Source organism: Nocardioides marmotae (genome assembly GCF_013177455.1).
Lineage (GTDB): Bacteria > Actinomycetota > Actinomycetes > Propionibacteriales > Nocardioidaceae > Nocardioides > Nocardioides marmotae.
This window is the reverse complement of sequence record NZ_CP053660.1, coordinates 2,795,005-2,819,348: the sequence shown is the minus strand read 5'-3', so window position 1 is coordinate 2,819,348 and position 24,344 is coordinate 2,795,005. Positions and strand designations below refer to the sequence as shown.

The 24,344-nt window shown below is 74.4% G+C and carries 19 protein-coding genes; 12 read left to right on the top strand and 7 right to left on the bottom strand.

Annotated features, from left to right (window positions below; genetic code table 11):
• Positions 1-3 precede the first annotated feature (3 nt).
• Together HPC71_RS13460 and HPC71_RS13455 are read right to left on the bottom strand one after the other, a co-directional pair.
• Positions 4-864 (bottom strand): alpha/beta fold hydrolase, encoded by an 861-nt coding sequence (locus HPC71_RS13460; RefSeq protein ID WP_154616379.1) that lies wholly within the window; start codon positions 862-864, stop codon positions 4-6.
• 118 nt (positions 865-982) lie between these two features.
• Positions 983-1,666 carry an IclR family transcriptional regulator gene (locus tag HPC71_RS13455; protein WP_154616380.1) on the bottom strand — a complete coding sequence of 228 codons (684 nt, stop codon included), beginning with the start codon at positions 1,664-1,666 and terminating at the stop codon, positions 983-985.
• Positions 1,667-1,804: 138 nt separating this feature from the next.
• Between HPC71_RS13455 and HPC71_RS13450 the strand changes: the two genes are divergently transcribed.
• Complete coding sequence (locus HPC71_RS13450; protein WP_154616381.1) at positions 1,805-3,211, top strand: MFS transporter; 1,407 nt, start codon at positions 1,805-1,807, stop codon at positions 3,209-3,211.
• On the opposite strand, the gene HPC71_RS13445 is transcribed toward HPC71_RS13450, so the two are convergent.
• Positions 3,208-4,011 carry an IclR family transcriptional regulator gene (locus HPC71_RS13445; RefSeq protein WP_216656418.1) on the bottom strand — a complete coding sequence of 268 codons (804 nt, stop codon included), beginning with the start codon at positions 4,009-4,011 and terminating at the stop codon, positions 3,208-3,210. The two genes, HPC71_RS13450 and HPC71_RS13445, sit on opposite strands and share 4 nt — an antisense overlap.
• A gap of 71 nt (positions 4,012-4,082) precedes the next feature.
• On the opposite strand from HPC71_RS13445, the gene HPC71_RS13440 reads away from it, so the two are divergent.
• Genes HPC71_RS13440 through dmpG form a run of 3 tightly spaced genes read left to right on the top strand, consistent with a single transcriptional unit; the run spans position 4,083 to position 6,861 of the window.
• A complete protein-coding gene (locus tag HPC71_RS13440; protein ID WP_154616382.1) occupies positions 4,083-4,889 on the top strand; it encodes a 2-keto-4-pentenoate hydratase in 807 nt (268 codons plus the stop codon).
• A gap of 11 nt (positions 4,890-4,900) precedes the next feature.
• Positions 4,901-5,845 carry an acetaldehyde dehydrogenase (acetylating) gene (locus HPC71_RS13435; protein ID WP_154616383.1) on the top strand — a complete coding sequence of 315 codons (945 nt, stop codon included), beginning with the start codon at positions 4,901-4,903 and terminating at the stop codon, positions 5,843-5,845.
• 2 nt (positions 5,846-5,847) lie between these two features.
• Complete coding sequence (dmpG, locus tag HPC71_RS13430) at positions 5,848-6,861, top strand: 4-hydroxy-2-oxovalerate aldolase (RefSeq protein ID WP_154616384.1); 1,014 nt, start codon at positions 5,848-5,850, stop codon at positions 6,859-6,861.
• A 358-nt stretch (positions 6,862-7,219) separates the two neighbouring features.
• Here dmpG and HPC71_RS13425 read toward each other — a convergent pair whose 3' ends face one another.
• Both HPC71_RS13425 and HPC71_RS13420 read right to left on the bottom strand, forming a co-directional pair.
• Complete coding sequence (locus HPC71_RS13425; RefSeq protein ID WP_154616385.1) at positions 7,220-7,807, bottom strand: hypothetical protein; 588 nt, start codon at positions 7,805-7,807, stop codon at positions 7,220-7,222.
• Positions 7,808-8,100: 293 nt separating this feature from the next.
• Positions 8,101-8,688 carry a hypothetical protein gene (locus HPC71_RS13420; protein ID WP_154616385.1) on the bottom strand — a complete coding sequence of 196 codons (588 nt, stop codon included), beginning with the start codon at positions 8,686-8,688 and terminating at the stop codon, positions 8,101-8,103.
• 440 nt (positions 8,689-9,128) lie between these two features.
• Between HPC71_RS13420 and HPC71_RS13415 the strand changes: the two genes are divergently transcribed.
• A complete protein-coding gene (locus HPC71_RS13415; protein WP_154616386.1) occupies positions 9,129-11,552 on the top strand; it encodes a phosphoketolase family protein in 2,424 nt (807 codons plus the stop codon).
• Here HPC71_RS13415 and HPC71_RS13410 read toward each other — a convergent pair.
• Positions 11,549-12,685: an acetate/propionate family kinase gene (locus tag HPC71_RS13410; RefSeq protein WP_154616387.1), complete on the bottom strand. Its 1,137-nt coding sequence runs from the start codon at positions 12,683-12,685 to the stop codon at positions 11,549-11,551. The two genes, HPC71_RS13415 and HPC71_RS13410, sit on opposite strands and share 4 nt — an antisense overlap.
• Before the next feature lie 191 nt (positions 12,686-12,876).
• Between HPC71_RS13410 and HPC71_RS13405 the strand changes: the two genes are divergently transcribed.
• The 7 genes from HPC71_RS13405 to HPC71_RS13375 all read left to right on the top strand — a co-directional run bounded on the left by HPC71_RS13405 (position 12,877) and on the right by HPC71_RS13375 (position 22,779).
• Positions 12,877-15,558 carry a GNAT family N-acetyltransferase gene (locus HPC71_RS13405; protein ID WP_154616388.1) on the top strand — a complete coding sequence of 894 codons (2,682 nt, stop codon included), beginning with the start codon at positions 12,877-12,879 and terminating at the stop codon, positions 15,556-15,558.
• 107 nt (positions 15,559-15,665) lie between these two features.
• Positions 15,666-16,583 (top strand): universal stress protein, encoded by a 918-nt coding sequence (locus HPC71_RS13400; protein WP_154616389.1) that lies wholly within the window; start codon positions 15,666-15,668, stop codon positions 16,581-16,583.
• 146 nt (positions 16,584-16,729) lie between these two features.
• On the top strand, positions 16,730-17,428 hold the full coding sequence (locus HPC71_RS13395; protein WP_154616390.1) for a response regulator: 699 nt from the start codon (positions 16,730-16,732) through the stop codon (positions 17,426-17,428).
• 179 nt (positions 17,429-17,607) lie between these two features.
• Positions 17,608-18,543, top strand: coding sequence for a universal stress protein (locus HPC71_RS13390; RefSeq protein ID WP_154616391.1), 936 nt, complete (start codon positions 17,608-17,610; stop codon positions 18,541-18,543).
• On the top strand, positions 18,540-21,146 hold the full coding sequence (locus tag HPC71_RS13385) for a cation-translocating P-type ATPase (protein WP_154616392.1): 2,607 nt from the start codon (positions 18,540-18,542) through the stop codon (positions 21,144-21,146). The genes HPC71_RS13390 and HPC71_RS13385 overlap by 4 nt, the downstream gene beginning before the upstream one ends.
• A gap of 128 nt (positions 21,147-21,274) precedes the next feature.
• Positions 21,275-22,162: a universal stress protein gene (locus tag HPC71_RS13380; protein WP_154616393.1), complete on the top strand. Its 888-nt coding sequence runs from the start codon at positions 21,275-21,277 to the stop codon at positions 22,160-22,162.
• Positions 22,159-22,779, top strand: a complete 621-nt coding sequence (locus HPC71_RS13375) for a hypothetical protein (RefSeq protein WP_154616394.1) — start codon at positions 22,159-22,161, stop codon at positions 22,777-22,779. The genes HPC71_RS13380 and HPC71_RS13375 overlap by 4 nt, the downstream gene beginning before the upstream one ends.
• Before the next feature lie 19 nt (positions 22,780-22,798).
• On the opposite strand, the gene HPC71_RS13370 is transcribed toward HPC71_RS13375, so the two are convergent.
• Positions 22,799-24,337, bottom strand: coding sequence for a DUF4389 domain-containing protein (locus HPC71_RS13370; RefSeq protein ID WP_154616395.1), 1,539 nt, complete (start codon positions 24,335-24,337; stop codon positions 22,799-22,801).
• Between the last annotated feature and the right edge of the window lie 7 nt (positions 24,338-24,344).

Sequence of the window (24,344 nt, the reverse complement as noted above, 5' to 3'; positions counted from 1 at the left end):
GGCTCAGTGGTTGTTGAGGAAGTCGACGACGAGACGGTTGAACTCCTCGGCGTGCTCGATCATCGCCCAGTGCCCGCAGCGGTTGAGCAGCACGGCGCGGGAGTTGGGGATGTTGGCGAGCAGCCACAGGGTGGTCTCGTAGTGGAGCACCCGGTCGTCCTTGCCGTGGATGAGCAGCGTGGGGACGGTGATGCCGGGGATCTTGTCGCGGTCGACCCGGATCGGGATCGGCGCGCCGTGGGCGAGGCCCTCGACGTAGTTCTTCAGGTGGTCGGGCCGGGCGAGCGCGGCCTCGGAGCGGGCGCGGGTGAGCTCGGGCGTGGCGAAGCGGGCCTTGTCGTAGGTCATGATCTCGACGAGCGCCTGCATGTTCTCCGGGCTCGCGTCGCGGTAGGCCCGGACGATGACCTTGAGGCCCTCGCTGGGGCCGTCGCCGGCGCCGAAGAGCGAGGCCGGGCCGCGGCCGAGCGAGGCGCCCATCGTCACCAGGTGGGTGATCCGCTCGGGGTGCAGCGTCGCGAACCGGATCGCGGTGTGCGCGCCCATCGAGTTGCCGACCAGCGCGGCCCGGGGGATCTCGAGGGTGTCGAGCAGCTCGACCAGGTCGCGGTCGTGGTCCATGTCCGTGGTGGCCACGGCGTCCGAGCCGCCCCACCCGGGCATGTCGGGGGCGATGACGCGGAAGCCGGCGGAGGCGAGGACCGGGATGTTGCCGGAGAAGTTCGACCACCCCGTCGCGCCGGGGCCCGACCCGTGCAGCAGCACGACCGGCGGGGCGTCGGGGGCGCCGGCCTCGTAGTAGCGGACGTGCGTGCCCGAGGGCAGCGTGGTGTCCCGGGCGGCGGACTCCTGGGTCAGCGTCATCAGCGAAGCGCTCCTATGCGTTATCTGCACGGTCGTGATCGATAGTTACACGAACCGTCACATAGGAACACCGGCCCCGCTCGGGTGTCAAGGGGTCTGGCGTGTGGCGCGAGCCGGGTCAGCGCAGGGCGGCGGAGATCCGCTCGGCGGCGGCGAGCAGCGCGGGGGCGGCCGACTCGGCGACCTCCGCGCGGTAGGTGATCAGGTTCAGGCAGGCCGCGGGGACGCCCTCGATCGCCGCGAGCGGTGCGGCGACGCCGTACGCCCCCGGCTCGACCTCGCCGTACGTCGCGGCGTACCCGCGCATCCGCGCCGTGGTGACGTCGTCGGCCTCGCCGGGCGCCGGCGGGCGGGCCGCCAGCAGCGCGACGCCGGCCGAGCCGCGGCCGAGGGGGTGGCGGCTGCCGCTGCGGAAGGAGAGCACGTAGCCCGAGGCGGGCGGCTCGATCACGGCGAGGGCGACGGCCTCGCTGCCCTCGTCGACGATCAGCGAGACGGTCGCGCCGAGGTCGGTGGCCAGCTCGCGCATCACCGGCTCGGCGGCCGCGCGCAGGGTGGCGTAGATGCCGGTGGCCAGGGCGGCCAGGCCGGCGCCGGTGCGGTAGCGCCCGTCCGCGCCGCGGATGACCAGGCGCGCCTCGGCGAGCGTGGCGAGCAGCCGCGAGGCGATCGAGCGGTGCACGTCGAGCTGCGCGGAGACCTCCTGGATCGTCGCGCCGTCGCGTCCCTGGGCGACGAGCTCGAGGGCTCGCAGGCCACGGGCGAGCGTCTGGGTGCCCTGGGTGGGTCGTTGCTCGCTCATCGCGGGACAGCGTAGAGGTCGCGATCGTCACGTGGGGGGATGGTCACGTGGCGGGAGCCTTGACAGGCCCCTGTGACTGCGACCACCCTTTCTCCCTATCTGCACGACTATGTGCGTTATCTACACACGGAGAAACTCGTGGAACTCACCGACGCCATCCGGCGCAACCCGATGTCCCGCTTCCAGTGGGTCATCGTCGCGATCTGCATCCTGCTGACGATGGTCGACGGCTACGAGATCCTCGTGACCTCGTTCACCCTCCCGGCCCTGACCGAGCACTTCGGCCTCGACCGGGGCCAGCAGGGCCTCGTGGCGTCCTTCGGCACGCTGGGGATGGGCATCGGCGCGATCTTCCTCAGCCCGCTGGCCGACCGGATCGGCCGGCGCAACCACATCCTCGCCTCGCTCGCGATCATCGTCGTGGCGATGACCCTGACCGGGTTGGCCACGTCGTTCGAGACCTTCCTGGCCTTCCGCTTCTTCGGCGGGCTGTTCCTCGGCGCGATCGTCCCGAGCATCAACGTGCTGGTCGCGGAGTACGCCAACCAGAAGCGGCGCGGTGCGGTCATGGGCGTCTACGGCATCGGGCTGCCGCTCGGCGCCGCCATCGGTGGGTTCCTCTCCCTCAGCCTGATCGACGCCTTCACCTGGCGCGGCCCCTACTTCTTCTCCGCGATCATCACCGCGGTGCTGCTCGTCGTCGCCGCCGTCGTGCTGCCGGAGTCGGTCGACTACCTCGTCCAGAAGCGCCCCGCCGGCGCGCTGCGGGCCTACAACAAGATCGCGCGCCGGATCGGCGTCCCGGAGTCGGCGAGCCTCCCGGTGCCCACCCGGCCGGCGCCGGCCAAGGGCGCCTTCGTCAGCGGGGTCTTCCGCGGCATCATGCTGCGCCGCACGATCCTGCTCTGGATCTCCTACGGCCTGGTGATCGCGGCGTTCTACTTCGCCAACGGGCTGACGGCCAAGCTGGTCACCGAGACCACCGGCGACGCCGACTTCGGGATCACCGCCCAGGCCCTGGTGGCCGCGGGCGGCGTCATCGGCGCGCTGCTGTTCTCCCTCGCCTCGCGGCGGATCCACCCGCGGCTGGTGACCGCCGGCATCGGCGTCGTCGGCTTCGTGGTCTTCTTCGCCTTCGCCGCGTTCTTCGACCGCGACACGATGGTGCTCGTCCTCGCCGTGATGGTCGGCCTCGCGGTCAACGGCGGCGTGGCGGCGTACTACGCGATCAGCCCGTCGATCTACCCCGTCGCGGTCCGCGCCGCCGCGGTCGGCCTGATGATGGGTCTGGGGCGTGCGGTCGCCTTCTTCGCCCCCAACGTCGCGACGTTCCTCCAGGAGCGCGGGCTCAGCCCCGCCGACCTCTACCAGCTGTACGGCGTCGTGCTGCTGCTCTCGGCGGTCGCCGTCGCGCTGCTGCACGCGACGTACCGCGGGGTGCACAGCCGCGACGCGATGGACGAGGAGGACGACGCCGCGGAGACCGCCTCGCTCGAGGCCGAGGCCCGGGCTGCCGGGTCGGCCGCCGGGCAGCCGGTCGGCTAGCGGCGCCGGCGGGACAGGGTCGAGCCGAGCGCGGCGGCGGCGGCCCGCACCGCCGTCTCGTGCGCCTCGGGCCGGAAGCGACCCACCGGCCCGGTGACGCTGATCGCCGCCAGCGCGGTGCGCCCGTCGGGGTCGAGCACCGGCGCGGCGACGCAGAGCAGCCCGGGGGTGGACTCCTCGCGCTCGTAGGCGACGCCGGTCTCGAGCACCTTCGCGAGCTGGCGGCGCAGCAGGCCGGGCGCGACCACGGTGTGCGGCGTACGCCGCTCGAGCGGGCCGGCGAGCAGCTCGTCGCGCACCTCGTCGGCGGCGTGCGCGAGCAGCACCTTGCCGATGGCGGTGCAGTGCATCGGCATCCGCCCGCCGGTCCGGGAGGGCGACCGCGCCTGCCGGTGGCCGCCGATCTTGGCCACGTAGACGACCTCGGTGCCGTCCTGCACCCCGAGGTGCACCGTCTCGTGGGTGCGCTCGTAGAGGTCCTGGAGGAACGGCATCGCCAGCTCCAGCAGGGTCCGCTCGGTGGCCGCCCGCATGCCGAGCTCGAAGAGCCCGCCGGAGAGGCGGTAGCCGTGCGGGGTCTTGTCCAGCAGTCGGTGCGCGACCAGGTCGCCGGCGATCCGGTGCACGGTGCCCTTCGGCAGCCCCGTGCGGCGTACCAGCTCGGCCAGCGGCAGCACGGTGTCGTCGACGCGGAACGCGCGGAGCAGCGCGACGGCCTTGCCGAGCACGGTGTCCAGCGCCGTGTCGGCGCCGGGGCTGGTCCCGGGTTGCGTCCCGGGTTGTGGGGGAGCCTCGGTCACGCCCGACAGCGTATCGGTGAGTGGAACGCCGCCCTGGGCCACGGGCAGGTCCAGCGGCGAGGGTGGGGACCATGAGCCAGACCACCACCAGCGTCAGCCCCGAGGCCCTCAGCGCGGCCGCGGACCGGCTGCGCACCGCCGACCGCACCGGGGTGCCCGGCGCCCCCGTGCGCGACCTGATCGGCCGCGACGACGTCGCCGCGGCGTACGCCGTCCAGCAGCAGCTGACCGACGAGCGCGTCGCCGCCGGCGCCCGCGTCGTCGGCCGCAAGATCGGGCTGACCTCGGCCGCGGTCCAGGCCCAGCTCGGCGTGGACCAGCCCGACTTCGGCGTCCTCTTCGACGACATGGCGTACGCCGACGGGGACACCGTGCCCGCCGGGAGCGTCCTGCAGCCCCGCGTCGAGGCCGAGGTCGCCTTCGTGCTCGGCGCCGACCTCGCCGAGGGCCCGCTCGACCACGAGCAGGTCCGCGGCGCGATCGCCTCCGCCGTCGCGGCGCTGGAGATCTGCGGCAGCCGCGTCGCCGACTGGGACATCAGCTTCGGCGACACCGTCGCCGACAACGCCTCCGCCGGCGCCTACGTGCTCGGCGCCGACCCGCGCACCCTCGACCAGGTCGAGCCCCGCGAGGTCACCATGAGCATGTCCATCAACGACGAGGTGGTCTCCACCGGTGCCGGCGAGGCCTGCCTCGGCGACCCGATCGAGGCCGTCGTCTGGCTGGCCCGGCAGGCCCGCGAGTTCGGCGAGCCGCTGCGCGCCGGCCAGGTCGTGCTCTCCGGCGCCCTCGGCCCGATGCGGCCCGTCGCTCCCGGCGACCGCGTCACCGCCACCATCACCGGCCTCGGCGCCGTCAGCGCCGTCTTCTCCGAGTAAGGACTCCCCACATGACCAAGACCAAGGTCGCCGTCATCGGGTCGGGCAACATCGGCACCGACCTGATGATCAAGGTGATGCGCACCAGCAAGCACCTCGAGATGGGGGCGATGGTCGGCATCGACCCCGACTCCGACGGGCTCGCCCGCGCGCGCCGCTTCGGCTTCGCCACCACCCACGAGGGCGTCCAGGGCCTCATCGACCTGCCCGGGTTCGACGAGATCGAGATCGTCTTCGACGCCACCTCGGCCAAGGCCCACCAGCACAACGCCGCGCTGCTCGAGCCGCTCGGCAAGCGGATGATCGACCTGACGCCCGCGGCCATCGGCCCCTACGTCGTCCCGGCCGTCAACATCGACGACCACATCGACGCCCCGAACGTGAACATGGTGACCTGCGGCGGGCAGGCGACGATCCCGATCGTCGCCGCCGTCTCCCGCGTCGTGCCGGTCGCGTACGCCGAGATCGTGGCGTCCATCGCCTCGAAGTCGGCCGGCCCCGGCACGCGCGCGAACATCGACGAGTTCACCGAGACCACTTCCGCGGCGATCGTCGAGGTCGGCGGCGCGGCCGCCGGCAAGGCGATCATCATCCTCAACCCGGCCGAGCCGCCGCTCATCATGCGCGACACGGTCTTCGCCCTCGTCGAGGCGCCCGACCCCGCGACCCACGAGGACATCCGCGGCTCGGTCGAGAAGATGGTGGCCGACGTGGCGGCGTACGTGCCCGGCTACCGGCTCAAGCAGCAGGTGCAGATCACCGAGCTGCCCGCCGACCAGCCGGTGGGCACCCTCGTCGGCGAAGGCGCCGGCCGGCCGACCCACCAGGTGTCGGTGTTCCTCGAGGTCGAGGGCGCCGCGCACTACCTCCCGGCGTACGCCGGCAACCTCGACATCATGACCTCCGCCGCGCTGCAGATGGCCGAGCGGATCGCGGCCTCGAAGGCAGGAATCTGACCATGACCACCCCGATCTTCGTCCAGGACGTCACCCTGCGCGACGGCATGCACGCCGTGCGCCACCGGATCACCCCCGAGGACGTCACCCGCATCGTCTCCGCCCTCGACGCCGCCGGCGTCGACGCCATCGAGGTCGCCCACGGCGACGGCCTCGCCGGCTCCTCGCTCAACTACGGCCCCGGCTCGCACACCGACTGGGAGTGGATCGAGGCCGCGGCCTCGGTGCTGAAGAAGGCGCGGCTGACCACCCTGCTGCTGCCCGGCGTGGGCACGATCCACGAGCTGAAGAAGGCCTACGACCTCGGCGTCCGCTCGGTGCGCGTGGCCACCCACTGCACCGAGGCCGACGTCTCCGCCCAGCACATCGCGGCCGCCCGCGAGCTCGGCATGGACGTCTCCGGCTTCCTCATGCTCTCCCACATGTCCTCGCCCGAGGACCTCGCCCAGCAGGCGAAGCTGATGGAGTCCTACGGCGCGCACTGCGTCTACGTCACCGACTCCGGCGGCCGGCTCACGATGCACGACGTCGCCGCCCGCGTCCGGGCCTACCGCGACGTCCTCGACGCCGAGACCGAGATCGGCATCCACGCCCACGAGAACCTCTCGCTCTCGGTCGCCAACTCCGTGGTCGCGGTCGAGAACGGCGTACGCCGCGTCGACGCCTCGCTCGCCGGTCACGGCGCCGGCGCGGGCAACTGCCCGCTGGAGGCGTTCATCGCGGTGGCCGACCTGTCCGGCTTCGAGCACGGCTGCGACCTGTTCGCGCTGCAGGACGCCGCCGACGACATCGTCCGCCCGCTCCAGGACCGCCCGGTGCGGGTGGACCGGGAGACCCTCACCCTCGGGTACGCCGGTGTCTACTCCTCCTTCCTCCGCCACGCCGAGGCGGCCTCGGAGCGCTACGGCGTCGACGTCCGCCAGATCCTGATGGAGTGCGGCCGCCGCCGCCTCGTCGGCGGCCAGGAGGACATGATCATCGACATCGCCCTGTCCCTCCAGGAGCCCGCCGCCTGACCCTCCCCCCACGAAGTGGGACTCCTGCAGGGTCGAGGTGGGACTCGTGCAGGGTCGAGGTGGCACTCCTGCAGGGTCGAGGTGGCACTCCTGCAGGGTCGAAGTGGCACCCGTGCAGGGTCGAAGTGGCACTCCTGCAGTACGACGAAGCCCCGGTCGCTGGTGCGGCCGGGGCTTCGTCGTGCTGTCACGCGCTGTTCGTCCGGCTGCCGCGCTGTTCGGGCATCTACCGCGCCGACCCAACGGCGCGGTAGATGCCTGGACAGCGCGTTGCTCGCGCCCGCCGGCGCGCCCCGGCGTACGACGAAGCCCCGGCCGCTGGTGCGGTCGGGGCTGGGTCGTGGGTGGTGCGGGGGTGTCAGCGGAGGACGGGGGCCTTGCGGACGAGGGTGGTGCGGGCCCAGATCTTGCCGAGGCCCCAGGTGTTGCCGGCGGCGAGGGCGCCGAGGGCGACGAGGGTGGCGGCGGAGAGGAGGTGGTCGTCGATGACGGGGTTGTTCTCCGGGGGGAGGACGACGGTCCACATCAGGACGTAGAGGAGGGCGCCGGCGGCGGTGGCGAGGCGCATCCCGATGCCGAGGATGAGGGCGAGGCCGATGCCGAGGAGGCCGGCCATGAAGAGGGTGTCGGCCCACCAGGCGCCGGCGATGTTGTTGTAGAGGCCCTCGAAGGGGCCTTCGGCGCCGAAGGCGAGGAAGCCCTCGGTGGGGCTGCCGCCGTTGATCCAGGCGGCGTCGCCGAAGCGGTCGAGGTTGCCGGTCTGGTCGTAGCCGGTGTGGAAGCCCAGGGCGAGGAGCTTGTCGAAGAAGGCCCACAGGAAGGTGATGCCGAAGCCGATGCGGGTCACGGCGAGTGCGCGGGCGGCGAAGGTGGTCACCACGACCGGGCCCTCTGCCTGTGCGACCTCGTGACGGGCGTGGTTGGCGTTGTTCGCGATGGTGGTCATGTCGGTGACCTCCTTTTCTCTTCGTTTGGTGCTGGTTGGTTGTTGCCTTAACTCTGGCGGTTGGCGGAGGTGGGGGTCAGAGGCCGCGGTCCTGTCTATGCGCGGGCCCTTGGTCCCGCCCAGCTCCCACCTCACGCCGAGTCGGCACTTCTGCCGCGCCGAGTCGGCACTTGTGGGCCGCCGAGTCGGCACCTGTAGAGGTTGGTCGCCGGCGCGCCCCGGCGTACGACGAAGCCCCGGCCGCGGGTGCGGTCGGGGCTTCGTTGTGTGTGGTGCTGGGTGGTGCGGGGGTGTCAGCGGAGGACGGGGGCCTTGCGGACGAGGGTGGTGCGGGCCCAGATCTTGCCGAGGCCCCAGGTGTTGCCGGCGGCGAGGGCGCCGAGGGCGACGAGGGTGGCGGCGGAGAGGAGGTGGTCGTCGATGACGGGGTTGTTCTCCGGGGGGAGGACGACGGTCCACATCAGGACGTAGAGGAGGGCGCCGGCGGCGGTAGCGAGGCGCATCCCGATGCCGAGGATGAGGGCGAGGCCGATGCCGAGGAGGCCGGCCATGAAGAGGGTGTCGGCCCACCAGGCGCCGGCGATGTTGTTGTAGAGGCCCTCGAAGGGGCCTTCGGCGCCGAAGGCGAGGAAGCCCTCGGTGGGGCTGCCGCCGTTGATCCAGGCGGCGTCGCCGAAGCGGTCGAGGTTGCCGGTCTGGTCGTAGCCGGTGTGGAAGCCCAGGGCGAGGAGCTTGTCGAAGAAGGCCCACAGGAAGGTGATGCCGAAGCCGATGCGGGTCACGGCGAGTGCGCGGGCGGCGAAGGTGGTCACCACGACCGGGCCCTCTGCCTGTGCGACCTCGTGACGGGCGTGGTTGGCGTTGTTCGCGATGGTGGTCATGTCGGTGACCTCCTTTTCCTCTTCGTTTGGTGCTGGTTGGTTGTTGCCTTAACTCTGGCGGTTGGCGGAGGTGGGGGTCAGAGGCCGCGGTCCTGTCTATGCGCGGGCCCTTGGTCCCGCCCAGCTCCCACGCCGGCGGCGGTGCCACCTCGTCCCTGCAGGGGTGCCACCTCGTCCCTGCAGGGGTGCCACCTCGTCCGTGCAGGGGTGCCACCTCGTCCGTGCAGGGGTGCCACCTCGTCCCTGCGGCGGTGCCACCTCGTCCGTGCAGGAGTGCCACCTCGACCCTGCAGGAGTGCCACCTCGGCTGACCGCGGTCGATCCACGACTGCTCCTCGGCGCAGAACAGCTCGACTTCGCCGGGAGGTTCCCAGCGGGGACGGATCGCTCTAGCGTGCCTGTACGCCTGACCTGCACGTCCCGACGAGCACAGGAGACCCATGAGCACCGATCGGATCGACGACGAAGCACTCGGGGACCTCGATGCGTGGTGGCGGGCGGCGAACTACCTGTCGGTCGGCCAGATCTACCTGATGGACGACCCGCTGCTGCGCCGGCCGCTCCAGCCCAGCGACATCAAGCCGCGCCTGCTCGGCCACTGGGGCACCACCCCCGGCCTCAACCTGCTGTGGGCGCACCTCAACCGGCTGATCCGCGAGCGCGACGTCGACGCGATCTTCCTCGCCGGCCCGGGGCACGGCGGCCCGGCGGCGGTCGCGAACGCCTGGCTCGAGGGCACCTACACCGAGTTCTACCCCCACGTCGGCGACGACGCCGAGGGGATGCGCGAGCTGTTCCGCCAGTTCTCCTTCCCCGGCGGCGTGCCCAGCCACGTCGCCCCCGAGACGCCCGGCTCGATCCACGAGGGCGGCGAGCTGGGCTACGTGCTCTCCCACGCGTACGGCGCCGCCATGGACAACCCCGACCTCGTGGTCGCCGCCGTGGTCGGCGACGGCGAGTTCGAGACCGGTCCGCTGGCGGCCTCGTGGCACGCCAACAAGTTCGTCGACCCGGTCCACGACGGGGCCGTCCTGCCGGTGCTGCACCTCAACGGCTACAAGATCGCCAACCCGACCGTGCCGGCCCGGATCCACCGCGACGAGCTGATCTCGCTGCTGCGCGGCTTCGGCCACGAGCCGATCGTGGTGGAGGGCGACGAGCCCGCCGCCGTCCACCGGGAGCTCGCGGCGGCGCTGGACCGGGCCCACGACGAGATCCGCGAGATCCAGCGCGCGGCCCGCGAGGACGGCGACCTCGAGCGGCGGCCGTGGCCGATGATCGTCCTGGTCACGCCGAAGGGGTGGACCGGCCCGCGCACGGTCGACGGGGTCCAGGTCGAGGGCACGTGGCGCTCCCACCAGGTCCCGCTCGCCGGGACCCGCGACAACGACGAGCACCGCGCGATGCTCGAGGCCTGGCTGCGGTCCTACCGGCCCGAGGAGCTCTTCGACGACGCCGGCCGGCTGGTCCCGCGGCTGCGGGCGCTCGCCCCGCACGGCACCCGCCGGATGAGCGCCAACCCGCACGCCAACGGCGGTCTGCTGCGGCGGCCGCTGCGGCTGCCGGACTTCCGCGACAGCGCCGTCGAGGTCACCGCGCCGGGCGCCTCGGTGCACGAGGCGACCCGGGTGCTGGGTCGCTACCTGGTCGACGTGGTGCGCCAGAACCCCGACAACTTCCGGATCTTCGGCCCCGACGAGACCGCCTCGAACCGGCTCGACGCGGTCTACGAGGTCACCGACAAGGTCTTCGCGGGGGAGCTGCTCGAGACCGACGAGCACCTCGGTCGCAGCGGCCGGGTCATGGAGATCCTCTCCGAGCACACCTGCCAGGGCTGGCTGGAGGGCTACCTGCTGACCGGGCGGCACGGGCTGTTCAGCTGCTACGAGGCGTTCATCCACCTCGTCGACTCGATGCTCAACCAGCACGCGAAGTGGCTCAAGACGACCCGCTCGATCGAGTGGCGCCCGCCAATCGCCTCGCTGAACTACCTGCTCACCTCCCACGTGTGGCGCCAGGACCACAACGGCTTCTCCCACCAGGACCCCGGCTTCATCGACCACGTGGTCAACAAGAAGGCCGAGGTCGTCCGCGTCTACCTCCCGCCGGACACCAACACGCTGCTCGCGACGATGCGCGACTGCCTGGACACCACCCACTTCGTCAACGTCGTGGTGGCCGGCAAGCAGCCGACGTTCGACTGGCTCGACGCGGAGGCCGCCGACCTGCACTGCGCGCGGGGCCTCGGCATCTGGGACTGGGCCTCGACCACCGACGGCGACCCCGACGTGGTCATCGCCTGCGCCGGCGACGTCCCCACGCTCGAGGCGCTCGCGGCGACCTCGATCCTGCGCGAGCACCTGCCCGAGCTCGGCGTGCGCTTCGTCAACGTCGTCGACCTGATGCGGCTCCAGGACGAGACCGAGCACCCGCACGGCCTCTCCGCGCGCGACTTCGACACCGTCTTCACCACCGACAAGCCGGTGGTCTTCGCCTACCACGGCTACCCCTGGCTCATCCACCGGCTGACCTACCGGCGCACCAACCACGCCAACGTGCACGTGCGCGGCTACAAGGAGGAGGGCACCACCACCACGCCCTTCGACATGGTGATGATGAACGACCTCGACCGGTACCACCTGGTCATGGACGTCATCGACCGCGTCCCCGCGCTCGGGCAGCGCGCCGCCGGGCTGCGCCAGCTCATGGTCGACACGCGCCGGCGGGCCCGCGCCTGGACCCGCGAGCACGGCGAGGACCTGCCCGAGGTGCGCGACTGGGCGTGGGACCACCGCGTCGCCCCGGACCGCAGCGGGTCGCCGTCGACCACCGCCGAACCGGACACCTCTGCGGACTTCAACTAGGGCCGGGACACACCCACCAGCGCGACCACCTGGCGGGCGATCGACAGCTCCTCGTCGGTCGGCACCACCAGGACGGTGACCGCGGAGTCGTCGGCCGAGATCCGGGCCGGCCCGCCGCGCACCTGGTTGCGGGTGGCGTCGAGGTGGATGCCGAGCTGCTCGAGACCGGCGAGGACGTCGGCCCGGACGCGGGGGACGTTCTCGCCGATCCCGGCGGTGAACGTCACCACGTCCGCGCCGCCGAGCACGGCCAGGTAGGCGCCGACGTACTTGCGGAGGCGGTGGCAGCAGACCTCGTAGGCCAGCGCGGCGTCCGCATCGCCGCCGTCGACCGCGGCCAGCAGGTCGCGGAAGTCCTGGCGGCCGCTGAGCCCCTGGAGGCCGGAGCGGTGGTGCAGGAGGTCGTCGAGATCGGCGACCGAGAGCCCGCCGACCCGCAGCAGGTGCAGCAGCACGCCGGGGTCGACGTCGCCGCCGCGCGTGCCCATCACCAGGCCCTCCAGCGGGGTGAGGCCCATCGAGGTCTCGACGGGTCGCCCGCCGCTGATCGCGGCCGCCGAGGCGCCGTTGCCGAGGTGGAGCACCACCTGGTCGAGCTCCTCGACCGGCCGGCCCAGGAACGCGGCGGCCCGCCCGGCGACGTGCTCGTGGCTGATGCCGTGCATGCCGTAGCGGCGCACCGAGAGCCGCGCGGTCACCTCGCGGTCCAGGGCGTACGTCGCCGCGGCCGCCGGCAGGTCGGCGAAGTAGGCGGTGTCGAAGACAGCGACCTGGGGGAGGCCGGGGTACGCCGCCAGCGCGTGCCGCACCCCCGCGATCGCCGGCGGGTTGTGCAGCGGCGCCAGCGGCACCAGCGCCTCCAGCCCGTCGAGGACGGCGTCGTCGACCAGCGTGGGGGCCACGAACCGGTCGCCGCCGTGCACCACCCGGTGGCCGACCGCCGCCAGGTCGTCCGCGGCGATGCCGGCCGCAGCCAGTCTCGCCACGAGCCGGTCGAGGGCGGCCCCGACGTCGTCGGTGCCCAGCCGCTCCAGGTGCTCCCCGAGCAGGGTCTCGCCGGTGTCGGGGCGGACGACGGCGTACTTGAGCGAGGAGGAGCCCGCGTTGAGCACGAGCACCGGCCGAGCGGTCATGGCTGCCTCCGTTCCTCCCCGCACCGTAGCGGCGGAGCCCGCCCGCCGGCGGCTGGTCGCCGGGTCGGCCCGGTCCACGCTCGGTCCACGGGACCCCTTCCCCTGGGGATGCCGGGCGGGGATGCTGGCGGCATGCCGAAGGCACCCCCCGCGTCCGCCCCCCTCGGCACGCCGGCCCCGGGCGACGCGCGGTGACCGCTCCGGTGGAGGTCCGCCCGGCCGACGTGCTGCTGGCCGACGGCTCGATCGCGGTCGTCCGGGCGCTGCGGCAGAGCGACGGTCCTGCGCTCCACGACCTGCACGAGAGCGTGTCGGACGAGGCGATCCGGATGCGGTTCTTCTCCTCGGCCCGCCACGCCGCCCACCGCTACGTCGACACCATGCTCGCCAGCGAGTCGACGCTGGCCCTCGTCGCGGAGGCCCGCGGCGAGCTGCTGGGGCTCGCGACGGCCGAGCCGCTGGACGCGGCGACCGCCGAGGTGGCGTTCCTCGTCGCCGACGCGGCTCGCGGCCGCGGCGTCGGGACGCTGCTGCTCGAGCACGTCGCGGCGCTCGCGTCGGCGCAGGGGTTCACCCGGTTCGAGGCCGACGTGCTCACCGAGAACCACGCGATGCTCAGCGTCTTCGCCCGCGCGGGGTACGTCGAGGGGCGGGACTCCGACTCCGGCGTGGTGATGCTGCGGCTGGCGACGCGGGCCGGCTCGGTCCCCTCGGCGCGGGCCGACGAGCGCGACTTCCGCGCCGAGGCCCGCTCCCTCCGCCCGCTGCTCCGCCCCCGCGCCGTGGCGGTGGTCGGTGCGGGACCGGGCGGCACGGACCTCGGGGCGGCGGTGCTCGACCAGGTGCTCGGCGGGGTGCTCGGCCGGGCCGCCACCCGCGGCCCCGACGGCCGGGTCGTCGTCGTCCACCCGACCGCGGCCGAGGTGGCCGGCGTCGCGACCACCCCGTCGCTCGCGGCCGCGGGGGAGGTCGACCTGGTCCTCGTCTGCGTGCCCGAGCAGGACGTGGTCGAGGCGGTCCGCGAGGCGGGCGCCGCCGGCGCCGGCGCCGCGGTCATCGTCTCCCCGGAGCCCGCGCCGCCGGACTCGGCGGGTCGCCGGGAGCTGCTCGCGGCCGCCCGGGCGGCCGGGGTGCGGCTCGTGGGCCCGGACTCGCTCGGGGTGCTGCTCGCCGGGCCGGAGCGCGTGCTCAACGCGACGTACCAGCAGGTCGTCCCGCCGCCCGGAGGCCTGGCGATCGCCAGTCAGTCCGGTGGGGTCGGGGCCGCGCTGCTGCGGCGCGCGGACGAGGCCGGCCTGGGGGTCCACTCCTTGGTCGCCCTCGGCGCCAAGGTCGACGTCTCGAGCAACGACCTGCTCGCCGCGTGGTACGACGACGAGGAGGTCCGCGCCGCCGGGCTGTACCTGCAGTCGTTCGGCAACGCCGCGAAGTTCGCCCGGTTCGCCCGGCGGTTCTCCCGCCGCAAGCCGCTCCTCGCCGTGGTCGGGGGACGCGCTCCCGGCGCCGACGGCGAGCGGCGCCCGGGCGGCCTGCGCAGTGTCGGCGTCGACGCGCTCTTCGCCCAGTCCGGTGTCCTCGGGTGCCGCGACGTCGACGACCTGGTCGAGACCGCCAGGCTCCTCGCCGAGCAGCCGCTGCCCGCCGGCGGCCGGGTCGCCGTGCTCGGCAACACCGGCGGGACCGGCGTGCTCGTCGCCGACGCCGCCCGCGCGGAGGGCCTGGTGGTGCCCGAGCTGTCCGCGGCGCTCCAGGAGCGGTTGCGCCCGCTCCTCGCGGCCGGCGGCGCGCCCACCAACCCGGTCGACGCCGGTGTCTCGGCGACCCCCGAGCAGCTCGGTCGCCTGCTCGACGAGGTGCTCGACTCGGGCGAGGTCGACGCCGCCGTGCTGGTGCCGGTCGCCACCGCCCTCACCGACGCCGCCGCCACGGTGCGGGCGCTGGGCGAGGCCCGGGCGCGGCACCCGCAGCTGCCGGTCCTCGCCGTGCCGGTCGGCCTCGACCTCGCCACGACGGCCGGCCCCGGCGGGACCACGGTGCACGCCACGCCCGCCGCGGCGGTCGGCTCCCTCGCGCACGCCGTGCGGTACGCCGCGTGGCTGGCCGACGAGGAGGGGCCGGGGGCGCCGCTGACCGACGCCGCGGAGGCCGCGCGGACCCGCAGCCTGGCGCGCGACCTGCTGCGGCGGGGGAGCAGCGGCTGGTCCGACGGGTCGGACGTGGCGGCGTTGCTGGCGGCGTACGGCCTCGCTGCGGTCGGGACCACGGCCCGGTCCGCGACCGGTGCCGCGCGCGCCGCGGGCGCGCTGGGGCTGCCGGTGGCGGTCAAGGTGGTCGACGCCGGCACGGTCCGCCGCGCCGAGGCGGGCCTGGTCCGCACGGGCCTGCGCACGCGCGAGCAGGTCCGGGACGCCTACCGCGACTTCGCGGGCAGCGTCGGGGGAGCACCGGAGGTCCTGGTGCAGCCGATGGTGTCGGGCACCGAGGTCGCGCTCGGGGTGGTGCGCGACCCCACGCTGGGGCCGCTGGTGACGGTGGCGAGCGGCGGCGTGCCGCCCGGTCTTCGCTCGGACCAGGTCATCCTGGTCGCGCCGGTCACCGAGGCCGATGCCCGGCGGGCGGTCGGCTCGCTGCGGTCGACCGCGCTCCTGGCCGCCGACGGCGGCGGCGCGACCGAGGTCCTCGAGCCGGTGGTCGGCCTGCTCGTCTCGCTGGGACGGCTGGTGACCGACGTGCCCGAGGTCGCCGAGCTCGTGCTCGACGCCGTCGTGCCGGGGCCGGGGGCCGGTTGCCAGGTCGTCGACGCCAAGCTCCGCCTCGGGACGCCGTTGGGGCCCGACCCGACCGCGCCGCGCCAGCTCCGCTCCGCGGACTGAGGCACCCACCAACGTCCTGCCGCCCGGGGCCCTTGGACCCTGCCGGTGCGCCCGCGGCGGCCCGAGGCTTGAGTCACCGACCAGGACAGGACGTGAGACCCGTGACCATGACCAGCAAGCCCATCGTCGTCGCCGTCGGGGCCGGCGAGAGCGAGGCGCTCCTCGACTTCTCGACGCGAGAGGCGATGCTGAGCGGCAGCCCGCTGCACCTCGTGCACGTCGTCCGGATGCCGCCCACCCTCCCGAGCTCCCTCGCGGCGGCCTACCAGACCGCCCAGGAGTACGGCGCCGAGGTGCTCCGCCAGGCGGTCGCGGGCGCCCGGGCCCGTGTCGGCAGCGCCGTCGTCGTCACCTCCGAGCTCGTCACCACCGGCGCGCCGGCCGCCGTCCTCGCCGGGCGCAGCGCCGACGCCCGGATGGTGGTCCTCCAGCACCGTCACCTGACCGGGACCAAGCGCCTGACCAGCGCCTCGACGACCAGCGGTGTCGCGGCCCGCGCCCACGCACCGGTCGTCTCGGTGCCGGAGGCGTGGCGCCCGCCGGACGGCGCGGAGCCCGGCCCCGTGGTCGTCGGCGTCCACGACCCCGCCCGCTCCCGCGAGATCATGCGCGCGGGGTTCACGCTGGCACGGGAGCGCGGGGCCGACCTCCGGATCGTCCACGCGTGGTGGCTGGCCAACGGCTACGACGGCATCGTCGTCGACGACGCCATGCGCGAGGCGGAGAAGGAGCGGTTCGGCCAGGAGGTCGCCCCCGACCTCGACGCCCTCCGGGCCGAGCACCCGGGCGTCAACACCGTCGTCAGCGTCTACCACGCCCCGGCCGCGCTGGCCCTCGACGACGTCGCCGAGGGCGCGCAGCTGCTGGTCCTCGGTCGCCGGAACCCCACCCTGGCCGTCGGGTCGCACCTCGGCTCGGTGGTCCGCACGGTCCTCCGGCAGAGCCCGGTCCCGGTCGTGGTCGTCGAGCCCTCGGCCGCGATGACGGCGAGCGGCGGGGAGCGCCGCGACACCGCGGCTCGCTGAGCCGCTGCCGAGCCGCGGAGCCGCGGAGCCGCGGGGCCGCGGGGCCGCGCGGCCGCGGGGGTCGCAGGAGTCCGGACCAAAGGTCCTCGGAGAGCAGGGTCGATCGTCGCTTCAGGGCGCCCTCCGGCCCGACCTAGGTTCTCGGCATGGGAGAGCAGCCGAACGCGAGCCCGTCGCCCATCCGGGTCTTCCTCGTCGACGACCACGAGATCGTCCGCCGGGGGATCAAGGACCTCCTGGAGGCCGAGGGCGACATCGTCGTGGTGGGCGAGACGGGGTCGGCCGACGAGGCCATCAACCGGATCCCCGCGTTCCGTCCCCACGTCGCGATCCTCGACGGCCGGCTGCCGGACGGCACGGGCATCGAGGTGTGCCGCAAGGTGCGCTCGCAGGATCCCTCCATCGCCGGGCTCATCCTGACGTCGTACGACGACGACGACGCGCTGTTCGCCGCGATCATGGCCGGCGCCGCCGGGTACGTCCTCAAGCAGGTCCGGGGCGGCGACCTGGTCGACGCCGTACGTCGCGTGGCCGCCGGTCAGTCGCTGCTCGACCCGGCGGTCACCCAGCAGGTCCTCGACCGGGTCCGCCAGGGTGTCGAGCGGGACCCCCGCATCGCCCGGCTCAGCAACCAGGAGCTGCGCATCCTCGAGCTCATCGGCCAGGGCCTCACCAACCGCGAGATCGCCGAGGCGATGCACCTGGCCGAGAAGACCGTGAAGAACTACACCTCGGTGCTGCTCGGGAAGCTCGGCGTCCGGTCCCGGACCCAGGCGGCCATCCTCGCGACCCGGCACCTCACGGACTCCGGCACCGACCCGGCGTCCTCCGGCGGGTACCGCTGAGCCCGGTCTCTGAAGCCGGGTCGCGCCCGCGGACACCGGGATCGGTACCGGACGTCGGAGACCAGGCCCAAAGGCCCACCGGCGTTGTGGCCTCCGCCCCTCCTGGCCGGGGCCGGCCCGCACGAGGATGGTCCTGGCGGGGATCCTCGCCGCCGACGCCGACCAGGAGGACGATCGCGATGGCGAACACCATCCAGCTCGAGGAGGGCGGCCCCGTGGTGGTGGGCGTCGACGGATCGCCGGCCAGCCTCGTCGCGGCGCGCTTCGGGGTCGCCGAGGCCCATCGGTTCGGGACGATGGTGCGCCTGGTGCACGTCGTCCCGGACTACATCGCGATGGCGCCGATGTACCCGCTCCCGCCCGACGAGCTGACCGACGCCGGCCGCGTGATGCTCCGCGAGCTCCTCGACGAGCTCGGCCCGATCGACCCCGAGGTGCGCGTGCAGCGGGTGGTGCGGCGCGGCTCCCGGGTCGCCGCCCTGACCTCCGACGCACGCGGCGCGCGGCTGCTCGTGGTCGGCAGCGACCGCCGCCCGGTGACCGCCCGGCTGCTGACCGGGAACACCTCCACGGGTGTCGCGGCGAGCGCCGCGTCCCCGGTGGTCGCGGTGCCCGAGACGTGGGACCCCGACCGCTCCACCGGGGTGGTGGTCGTCGGGATCAAGCGCCCCACCCGCGTCACCGAGCTGTTCGGCGAGGCCTTCGCCGTCGCCCACGCCCGCGGGGCCCGCCTGGTGGTGATGCACGCCTGGAAGCTGCCCTCGGAGTACGACGACATCGTGGCCGGGCGGACCTCGCGCGAGCAGTGGGACGCCCGGGCGCGCACCGAGCTCGAGGGTCCGCTGGCGGAGTGGCGGGAGGCATACCCCGAGGTCGAGGTCGAGGTGCGGACGATCCACGACCAGCCGGCGCACGCGCTGGTCGCCGTCTCCGCCGAGGCCGACGAGCTGGTGCTGCTGCGCCGGGCCCACGGCATCCCGGCCGCGGCCCACCTGGGCTCGACCGCGCGGGCCGTGCTGCGCGAGGCGCAGTGCCCCGTCCGGATCGTGCCCCCCGGTCACGTCGTGGCGTTGCCCGGCCTGTCCCTGGAGGACTCCGGGACGATGCGCAAGTGAGCCAGGCTCCGGAGTCCCGGAGCCCGGAGGGCCCGCCGTCCGGGCTCGACACCACCGGGCTGACCTCGGCCGAGGCAGCCCGGCGCAGGGAGGAGCACGGGCCCAACGAGGCCCCCCGGGCCGCGCCGAAGAGCCTGGCCGCCCGGGTGTTCGACCAGCTGCGGGACCCGATGATCCTGCTGCTGCTGGGGGCCCTCGTCGTCGTCGCCCTCGTCGGGGACCTCGCCGACGCGGCGATCATCGCCGCGGTCGTGGTGCTCAACACCGTCATCGGGGTCGTCCAGGAGGTGCGGGCGGCCAACGCGATCGCCGCCCTCGACAAGCTCGCCGCGCCGCACGCCACGGTCGTCCGCGACGGCCGGTTCGTCCGGGTCGCGGCGCCCGACGTCGTCCCGGGCGACGTCGTACGGCTCGAGGCCGGCGACGTCGTGCCCGCCGACGCCACCCTCGCCGAGGCCGCCGGGATGCAGGTCGACGAGTCCGCGATGACCGGCGAGTCCGTCCCCGTCGACGTGCTCACCGGCGGGGAGGTGCTCTCCGGCACCGTCGTCACGCGCGGCCGCGGTCGCGCCGTGGTCACCCGCACCGGCGCGGAGAGCGGGCTGGGCCGGATCGCGGCCCTCATCGCCTCCACCGCCACCCGGCCGACACCGCTCCAGCAGCGCCTGGCGCGGCTCTCGCGCCAGCTGGTGGTCCTCGCCCTCGCGCTGTCCGCGCTGGTCTTCGTCCTCGGCGTGCTGCGGGGGCAGGACGCCCTGCCGACCCTCGTCCTCGCCGTGAGCCTGGCCGTCGCCGCCATCCCCGAGTCGCTGCCCGCGGTGGTCTCGGTGGCGCTGGCCCTCGGCGCCTACCGGATGGCCCGCCACTCTGCCCTCGTGCGCTGGCTCCCGGCGGTGGAGACGCTCGGCTCGGTGACCGTCCTGGCCTCCGACAAGACCGGCACCCTCACCGAGGGCCAGATGGTCGCGCAGCGACTCTGGACGCCCTTCGCCGAGTGGTCGTTCTCCGGCCGCGGCTACGGCGTCGAGGGCGCGCTGCAGCGGTACGACGACCGGTCGGCCGACCCGGCGGAGCCCGTCGACGCCGACGACGCCGTCGGCTCCGACCTGCTCCTGCGCGACCTGGTGCTCTGCAACGACGCCCGGCTCGGCGGGCCGACCGACGGCGCGTGGACCGTCGTGGGCGACCCGATGGAGGCCGCGCTGCTCGTCGCGGCCGCCAAGCGCGACCCCCGCCTGCTCGACCTCCCCGAGGCCTGGACCCGCGAGGCCGAGGTGCCCTTCGACAGCCTCCTGCAGCGGATGGTGACCCTGCACCGCGCCCCCGACCCCGACGGCTCCTGGCTTGTGGTGTGCAAGGGCGCCCCCGAGGTGGTCCTCGACCTGCTCCCGCCCGGGCCCTCGGTCGACGCCGCCCGCGCGGCCGCCGACCGGTACGCCCTGGCCGGCCTGCGCGTGCTCGCGGTCGCCGACGCCGTCCACCACCGGCCTCCCGCGGAGGACGCCCTCGAGCGCGGGCTCGCCCTGCGCGGCCTGGTCGCGCTGGTCGACCCGGCGCGTCCCGACGCGCGGAAGGTGATCGAGGAGTGCCGCGCCGCCGGCATCCGGACCATCCTCATCACCGGCGACCACCCGCGCACCGCGCGCGCCATCGCCGACGAGCTCGGCATCACCGCCGACGGCGGCGAGGTCAGCGACGGCGCCGCCGTCGCGCGCGGCGAGCACGTCGACCGGGTCGAGCACATCGCGGTCTACGCCCGCACCCGCCCCGAGCAGAAGGTCGACATCGTCAGCGCCTGGCAGCAGCACGGCGCCGTGGTCGCGATGACCGGCGACGGCGTCAACGACGCACCCGCCCTGCGCAGCGCCGACATCGGCGTGGCGATGGGCGACCGCGGGACCGAGGTCGCGCGCCAGGCCGCCGACCTCGTGCTCGCCGACGACGACCTGCGCACCGTGGTCCGTGCGGTGGGGGAGGGGCGGCGGATCTACCGCAACATCCGCACCTTCCTGCGCTACGGCCTGGCCGGCGGCCTCGCGGAGGTGCTGGTCATCCTCATCGGCCCGTTCCTCGGGATGCCGGTGCCGCTGGCCCCGGGCCAGATCCTCTGGATCAACATGCTCACCCACGGCCTGCCCGGCGTCGCGTTCGGCGGCGAGCCGCTGGACCCCGCGGTGATGACCCGGCCCTCGCCGTCGCCGGACCGCTCCGTGCTCGCCGACGGCCTGGCCCGGCAGATCGTCGTCGCCGGCTCCCTGATCGCCGTCGTCTCGCTCGTCGCGGGCCTCGTCGTGCCCTCCGGCGACCAGAGCCAGACCGCCGTCTTCCTCTGCCTGGGCCTCGCCCAGCTCGGCGTCGCCCTGGCCGTCCGCGCGCCCCGGCAGGGCCTCGCGCTGCGGTCCCGGGGCCTGGAGCTCGCGGTGGCCGGCGCCGCGCTCCTCCAGGTGCTGGGCGCGGTCTGGTCGCCGCTGCAGGACCTGCTCGGCACGACCGACCTGGCGCTCGACTCCACCCTCTGGCTGGTCCTCCTCGCCGCCGTCCCCGGCGTGCTCGTCCGGTTCGCCGACCGGGTCATCGAGGCCCGCGCGCGGGTGCGGGCCTGAGGGACCGGGTGGCCGGGGACCTTCGTCCCCGGCCGCCGCGACTTCGTCCCCTGCCGCGGCGCGCCGCGGCCCAGGAGCATCGAGGGGGAGGGGCGCAGTGAGCGACCTCCACGAGGAGGCGAGCGAAGATGCTGGAACGGATCCGAGGCCACGTCGTGGTCGGCGCCGACGGCTCCACCGGGGCGGACCGCGCGATCGCCTGGGCGGCGGAGCAGGCGGCGGCCGAGCACCGGACGCTGACCGTCGTGCACGCGCTCGACGCGCTCGTCGCCGCCACCTCGTTGTGGTCCACCGCGCCCAGCGTCGAGGCGGCCCGTCTCGGCGAGGTGGCCGCCCGCGGCGGCGAGGAGATCGTCGCCCGGGCCGCCGAGCAGGCCGGGCACGCGAGCCCGGGCGTCACCGTCGAGACACTCGTCAGGTACGGCGACTCGCGGGTGGTCCTCGAGGAGGTCGCCCGCACCGCGCACCTGGTGGTGGTCGGCTCCCGCGGTCGCGGACCGGTCGCCAGCCTGCTGCTCGGGTCGACCAGCGCCTCGCTGGCCGAGCAGGCCGCCTGCCCGGTGGTCGTCGTCCGCCCCCAGGAGGGCTGGCGCCGCGGCGGCGGGGTCGTCGTCGGGGTCGACGGCCGGGAGCGCTCGACCCGCACCCTGGAGTTCGCCTACGAGCAGGCCGCGCTGCGGCGTACGTCGGTGACGGTCGTGAACTGCCTGTGGGAGGCCCCCGTCGAGGGCGAGACGCCGATGGACCAGCGGCTCGACCACCGGGTGCTGGTCGCGGAGACCATGGCCGGCCTGGGCGAGAAGTACCCGGACGTCCCGGCCGAGGTGCAGATCGAGAACGGGCTCGCCGACACCGTCTTGTGGGAGCACTCGCGGACCGCGGACCTCGTCGTGGTCGGCCGCCGCAAGCCGGGGTTGATCGGCAGCCTCGTCCACAGCACCCTCGCCGCCTCCGTCGTCGAGCACGCGACCTGTCCGGTGGCCGTCGTGCCGGCCGAGGACGGAGGTGCGGAGTGACGGTCCTCGATCGACTCGGGGTGCGCGAGGCGGCCGTGGCCGCACCCGCGTCGTCGGAGCGGGACACCCAGGAGCCGTGGTTCGTCCGGCACCAGCGGCGGTCCCTCGCGGTGGCGCTGGGGTTGTTCGCCGCGGTCACCCTGCTCCGCTTCCTCTCCGGCGCCGACCTCACCACCGGCACCACGATGCTCTACGTCCTGCCGGTGAGCCTGCTCGCGCTCTCCCACGGCACCGCTGCCGGGGTCGCCGCGGGCGCCGCCGCCTCCGCCGCGGTCGCGGTGTGGAGCGGGGTCGCCCAGGTCGACATCGGCCTCGTCGGCTGGGCCACCCGGGCCCTCCCGCTCGTCCTCGCCGGCTACCTCCTCGGAGACGCCTCCGACCGGCTGCGCCGCGCCGCCGAGCAGCGCCTCGAGCACGAGGCCGCCGCGCTGCGCCACCGCCAGGCGGTCGAGGTCAACGACCTGCTCGTGCAGGGCATGGCCGTCTCGAAGTGGTCCTTCGAGGCCGGCCGCACCGAGGCCGGCCTCCGCGCCCTGGAGGAGACCATCGAGACCGGCCAGCAGCTGGTGTCACGGCTGATCAAGGACGCCGACGCCGGCGGCCGGGTCATGGACTGACGCGGCTCGTCCGGAGCCGTCAGGGCGAGGCCGTGTCGTGGCCCGGCCGGGGGTCCTCGCGCCGCCGCCGCAGCGCCAGCCACAGCAGGACCAGCCCGACGAGCGCCACCACGACGCTGGTGAGCAGCAGGACGCCGACCGCGTCCTCGACGATCGAGGACCCGAGGAAGGGCAGCTGGGCGCCCACGCTGACCTCGGTGCGCACGGGGCTCGCGCCGTCCTTGCGCATCACCACCAGCGTCCAGTCGCCGTCGGCGGGCTTCCAGGTGAGCCGCCGCGGTCCCGTCCCGGCCGCGCTGGCCGCCCAGAACGACTCCTGGCCGGGGGCGCCGCGCGGCGCGCCGCCGTCCCGGTCGTCCAGCTGCGGGCCGTCACCGTCACCGTCACTGTCGTCGTCGCGGACCACCGACCGGGCCACCCCGTCGAGGTAGTCCTCGACGTCGCGGGTGGGGCCGATGCCGACGAAGACCGCGCCGGCTCCGGCGCTGCGCGCGTCCACGCGTAGGTCGCCGAGCAGCCGGTCCAGGACGCCGGCCTCGTCCGCCCCGGCCTCGATGTCGACGTCGGGGAAGACGATCGCGTGGCCGGGGGAGTCGAAGGTCTCCGTCGAGCTCATCAGGTACCCGTCGTCGTCGCGTGCGGCCCCGCCCGCGAGCACGATCGTCGCGGCGGCCAGCAGCACCAGCGAGAGCAGCATCAGCAGGCTCCCGACGACCACGGTGACCAGCCGGCCGGCGCCCCACGGGTGGGCGGGTGCCGCGGCTCGCCGGCCGGGTGCCACCGGCGCGGAGCCCGGCCCGTCCGGCTCCTCCACCGCGGGTGCCGCGTGGGCCGCGTGCGCCGGGACGGCGGCGATCTCGGCGGCCCGGGTGCCGGGGTCGATGCCGCCCTGGTCGAGCCGGAACGGCGGGTAGGCGTCGGTCATCAGCGAGCTGTAGGCACTCACGCGGAGCACCCACCGGTTGATGCCGAGGACGAGGTCGAACAGGCCGCGCGGGTAGCGGCCGGAGAAGAGCAGCGCGACCGCCACGAAGAGGACCAGCAGCGGGAGCAGGCCGGGCGTGGGCTGGGAGGTGACGTCGTCGGAGACGGCGTACGTCGTGCCGCCGACCAGCACCCCCACCACCAGCGCCTGCGGGATCACGAGCAGCCACCACTTGACCAGCACCAGGCCGCGGGAGAGCCGCTCGGGGCGGGTCACGTCGAGGTGCGCGGGGTAGTCGGGGCGCTCCGCGAGCGTGAACGGCGGGTAGCGGTCGGTGCCGAGCGCGCCGTAGGAGTAGTAGGCGACCCGCCAGCTCCACCGCATGATGCCGACGTTGAGGGAGAAGATCCCGGCCGGGTAGCGACCGGTGACCAGGATGCACCAGAACGCGATGAAGGTGGTCACCGCGAAGGCCGGCCACAGCAGCGCCAGCACGATGTAGTGGGGGATGGCCAGCAGCCACTTCACCAGCCACAGCCACCGGCTCGGGTGCTCGTCGGGGGTCGCGTCGACCCGGAGCGGGTACGCCGCGGGGCCGGGCGGGTGCTGGCTCGGCGCGGTCGCGCCGCTCATGTCCGTC

Coding starts and splice junctions, on each gene's coding strand:
- HPC71_RS13460 (WP_154616379.1), bottom strand. CDS start 864: ATGACGCTGACCCAGGAGTCCGCCGCCCGGGACACCACGCTGCCCTCG.
- HPC71_RS13455 (WP_154616380.1), bottom strand. CDS start 1,666: ATGAGCGAGCAACGACCCACCCAGGGCACCCAGACGCTCGCCCGTGGC.
- HPC71_RS13440 (WP_154616382.1), top strand. CDS start 4,083: ATGAGCCAGACCACCACCAGCGTCAGCCCCGAGGCCCTCAGCGCGGCC.
- HPC71_RS13435 (WP_154616383.1), top strand. CDS start 4,901: ATGACCAAGACCAAGGTCGCCGTCATCGGGTCGGGCAACATCGGCACC.
- dmpG (WP_154616384.1), top strand. CDS start 5,848: ATGACCACCCCGATCTTCGTCCAGGACGTCACCCTGCGCGACGGCATG.
- HPC71_RS13425 (WP_154616385.1), bottom strand. CDS start 7,807: ATGACCACCATCGCGAACAACGCCAACCACGCCCGTCACGAGGTCGCA.
- HPC71_RS13420 (WP_154616385.1), bottom strand. CDS start 8,688: ATGACCACCATCGCGAACAACGCCAACCACGCCCGTCACGAGGTCGCA.
- HPC71_RS13415 (WP_154616386.1), top strand. CDS start 9,129: ATGAGCACCGATCGGATCGACGACGAAGCACTCGGGGACCTCGATGCG.
- HPC71_RS13410 (WP_154616387.1), bottom strand. CDS start 12,685: ATGACCGCTCGGCCGGTGCTCGTGCTCAACGCGGGCTCCTCCTCGCTC.
- HPC71_RS13400 (WP_154616389.1), top strand. CDS start 15,666: ATGACCAGCAAGCCCATCGTCGTCGCCGTCGGGGCCGGCGAGAGCGAG.
- HPC71_RS13395 (WP_154616390.1), top strand. CDS start 16,730: ATGGGAGAGCAGCCGAACGCGAGCCCGTCGCCCATCCGGGTCTTCCTC.
- HPC71_RS13390 (WP_154616391.1), top strand. CDS start 17,608: ATGGCGAACACCATCCAGCTCGAGGAGGGCGGCCCCGTGGTGGTGGGC.
- HPC71_RS13380 (WP_154616393.1), top strand. CDS start 21,275: ATGCTGGAACGGATCCGAGGCCACGTCGTGGTCGGCGCCGACGGCTCC.
- HPC71_RS13370 (WP_154616395.1), bottom strand. CDS start 24,337: ATGAGCGGCGCGACCGCGCCGAGCCAGCACCCGCCCGGCCCCGCGGCG.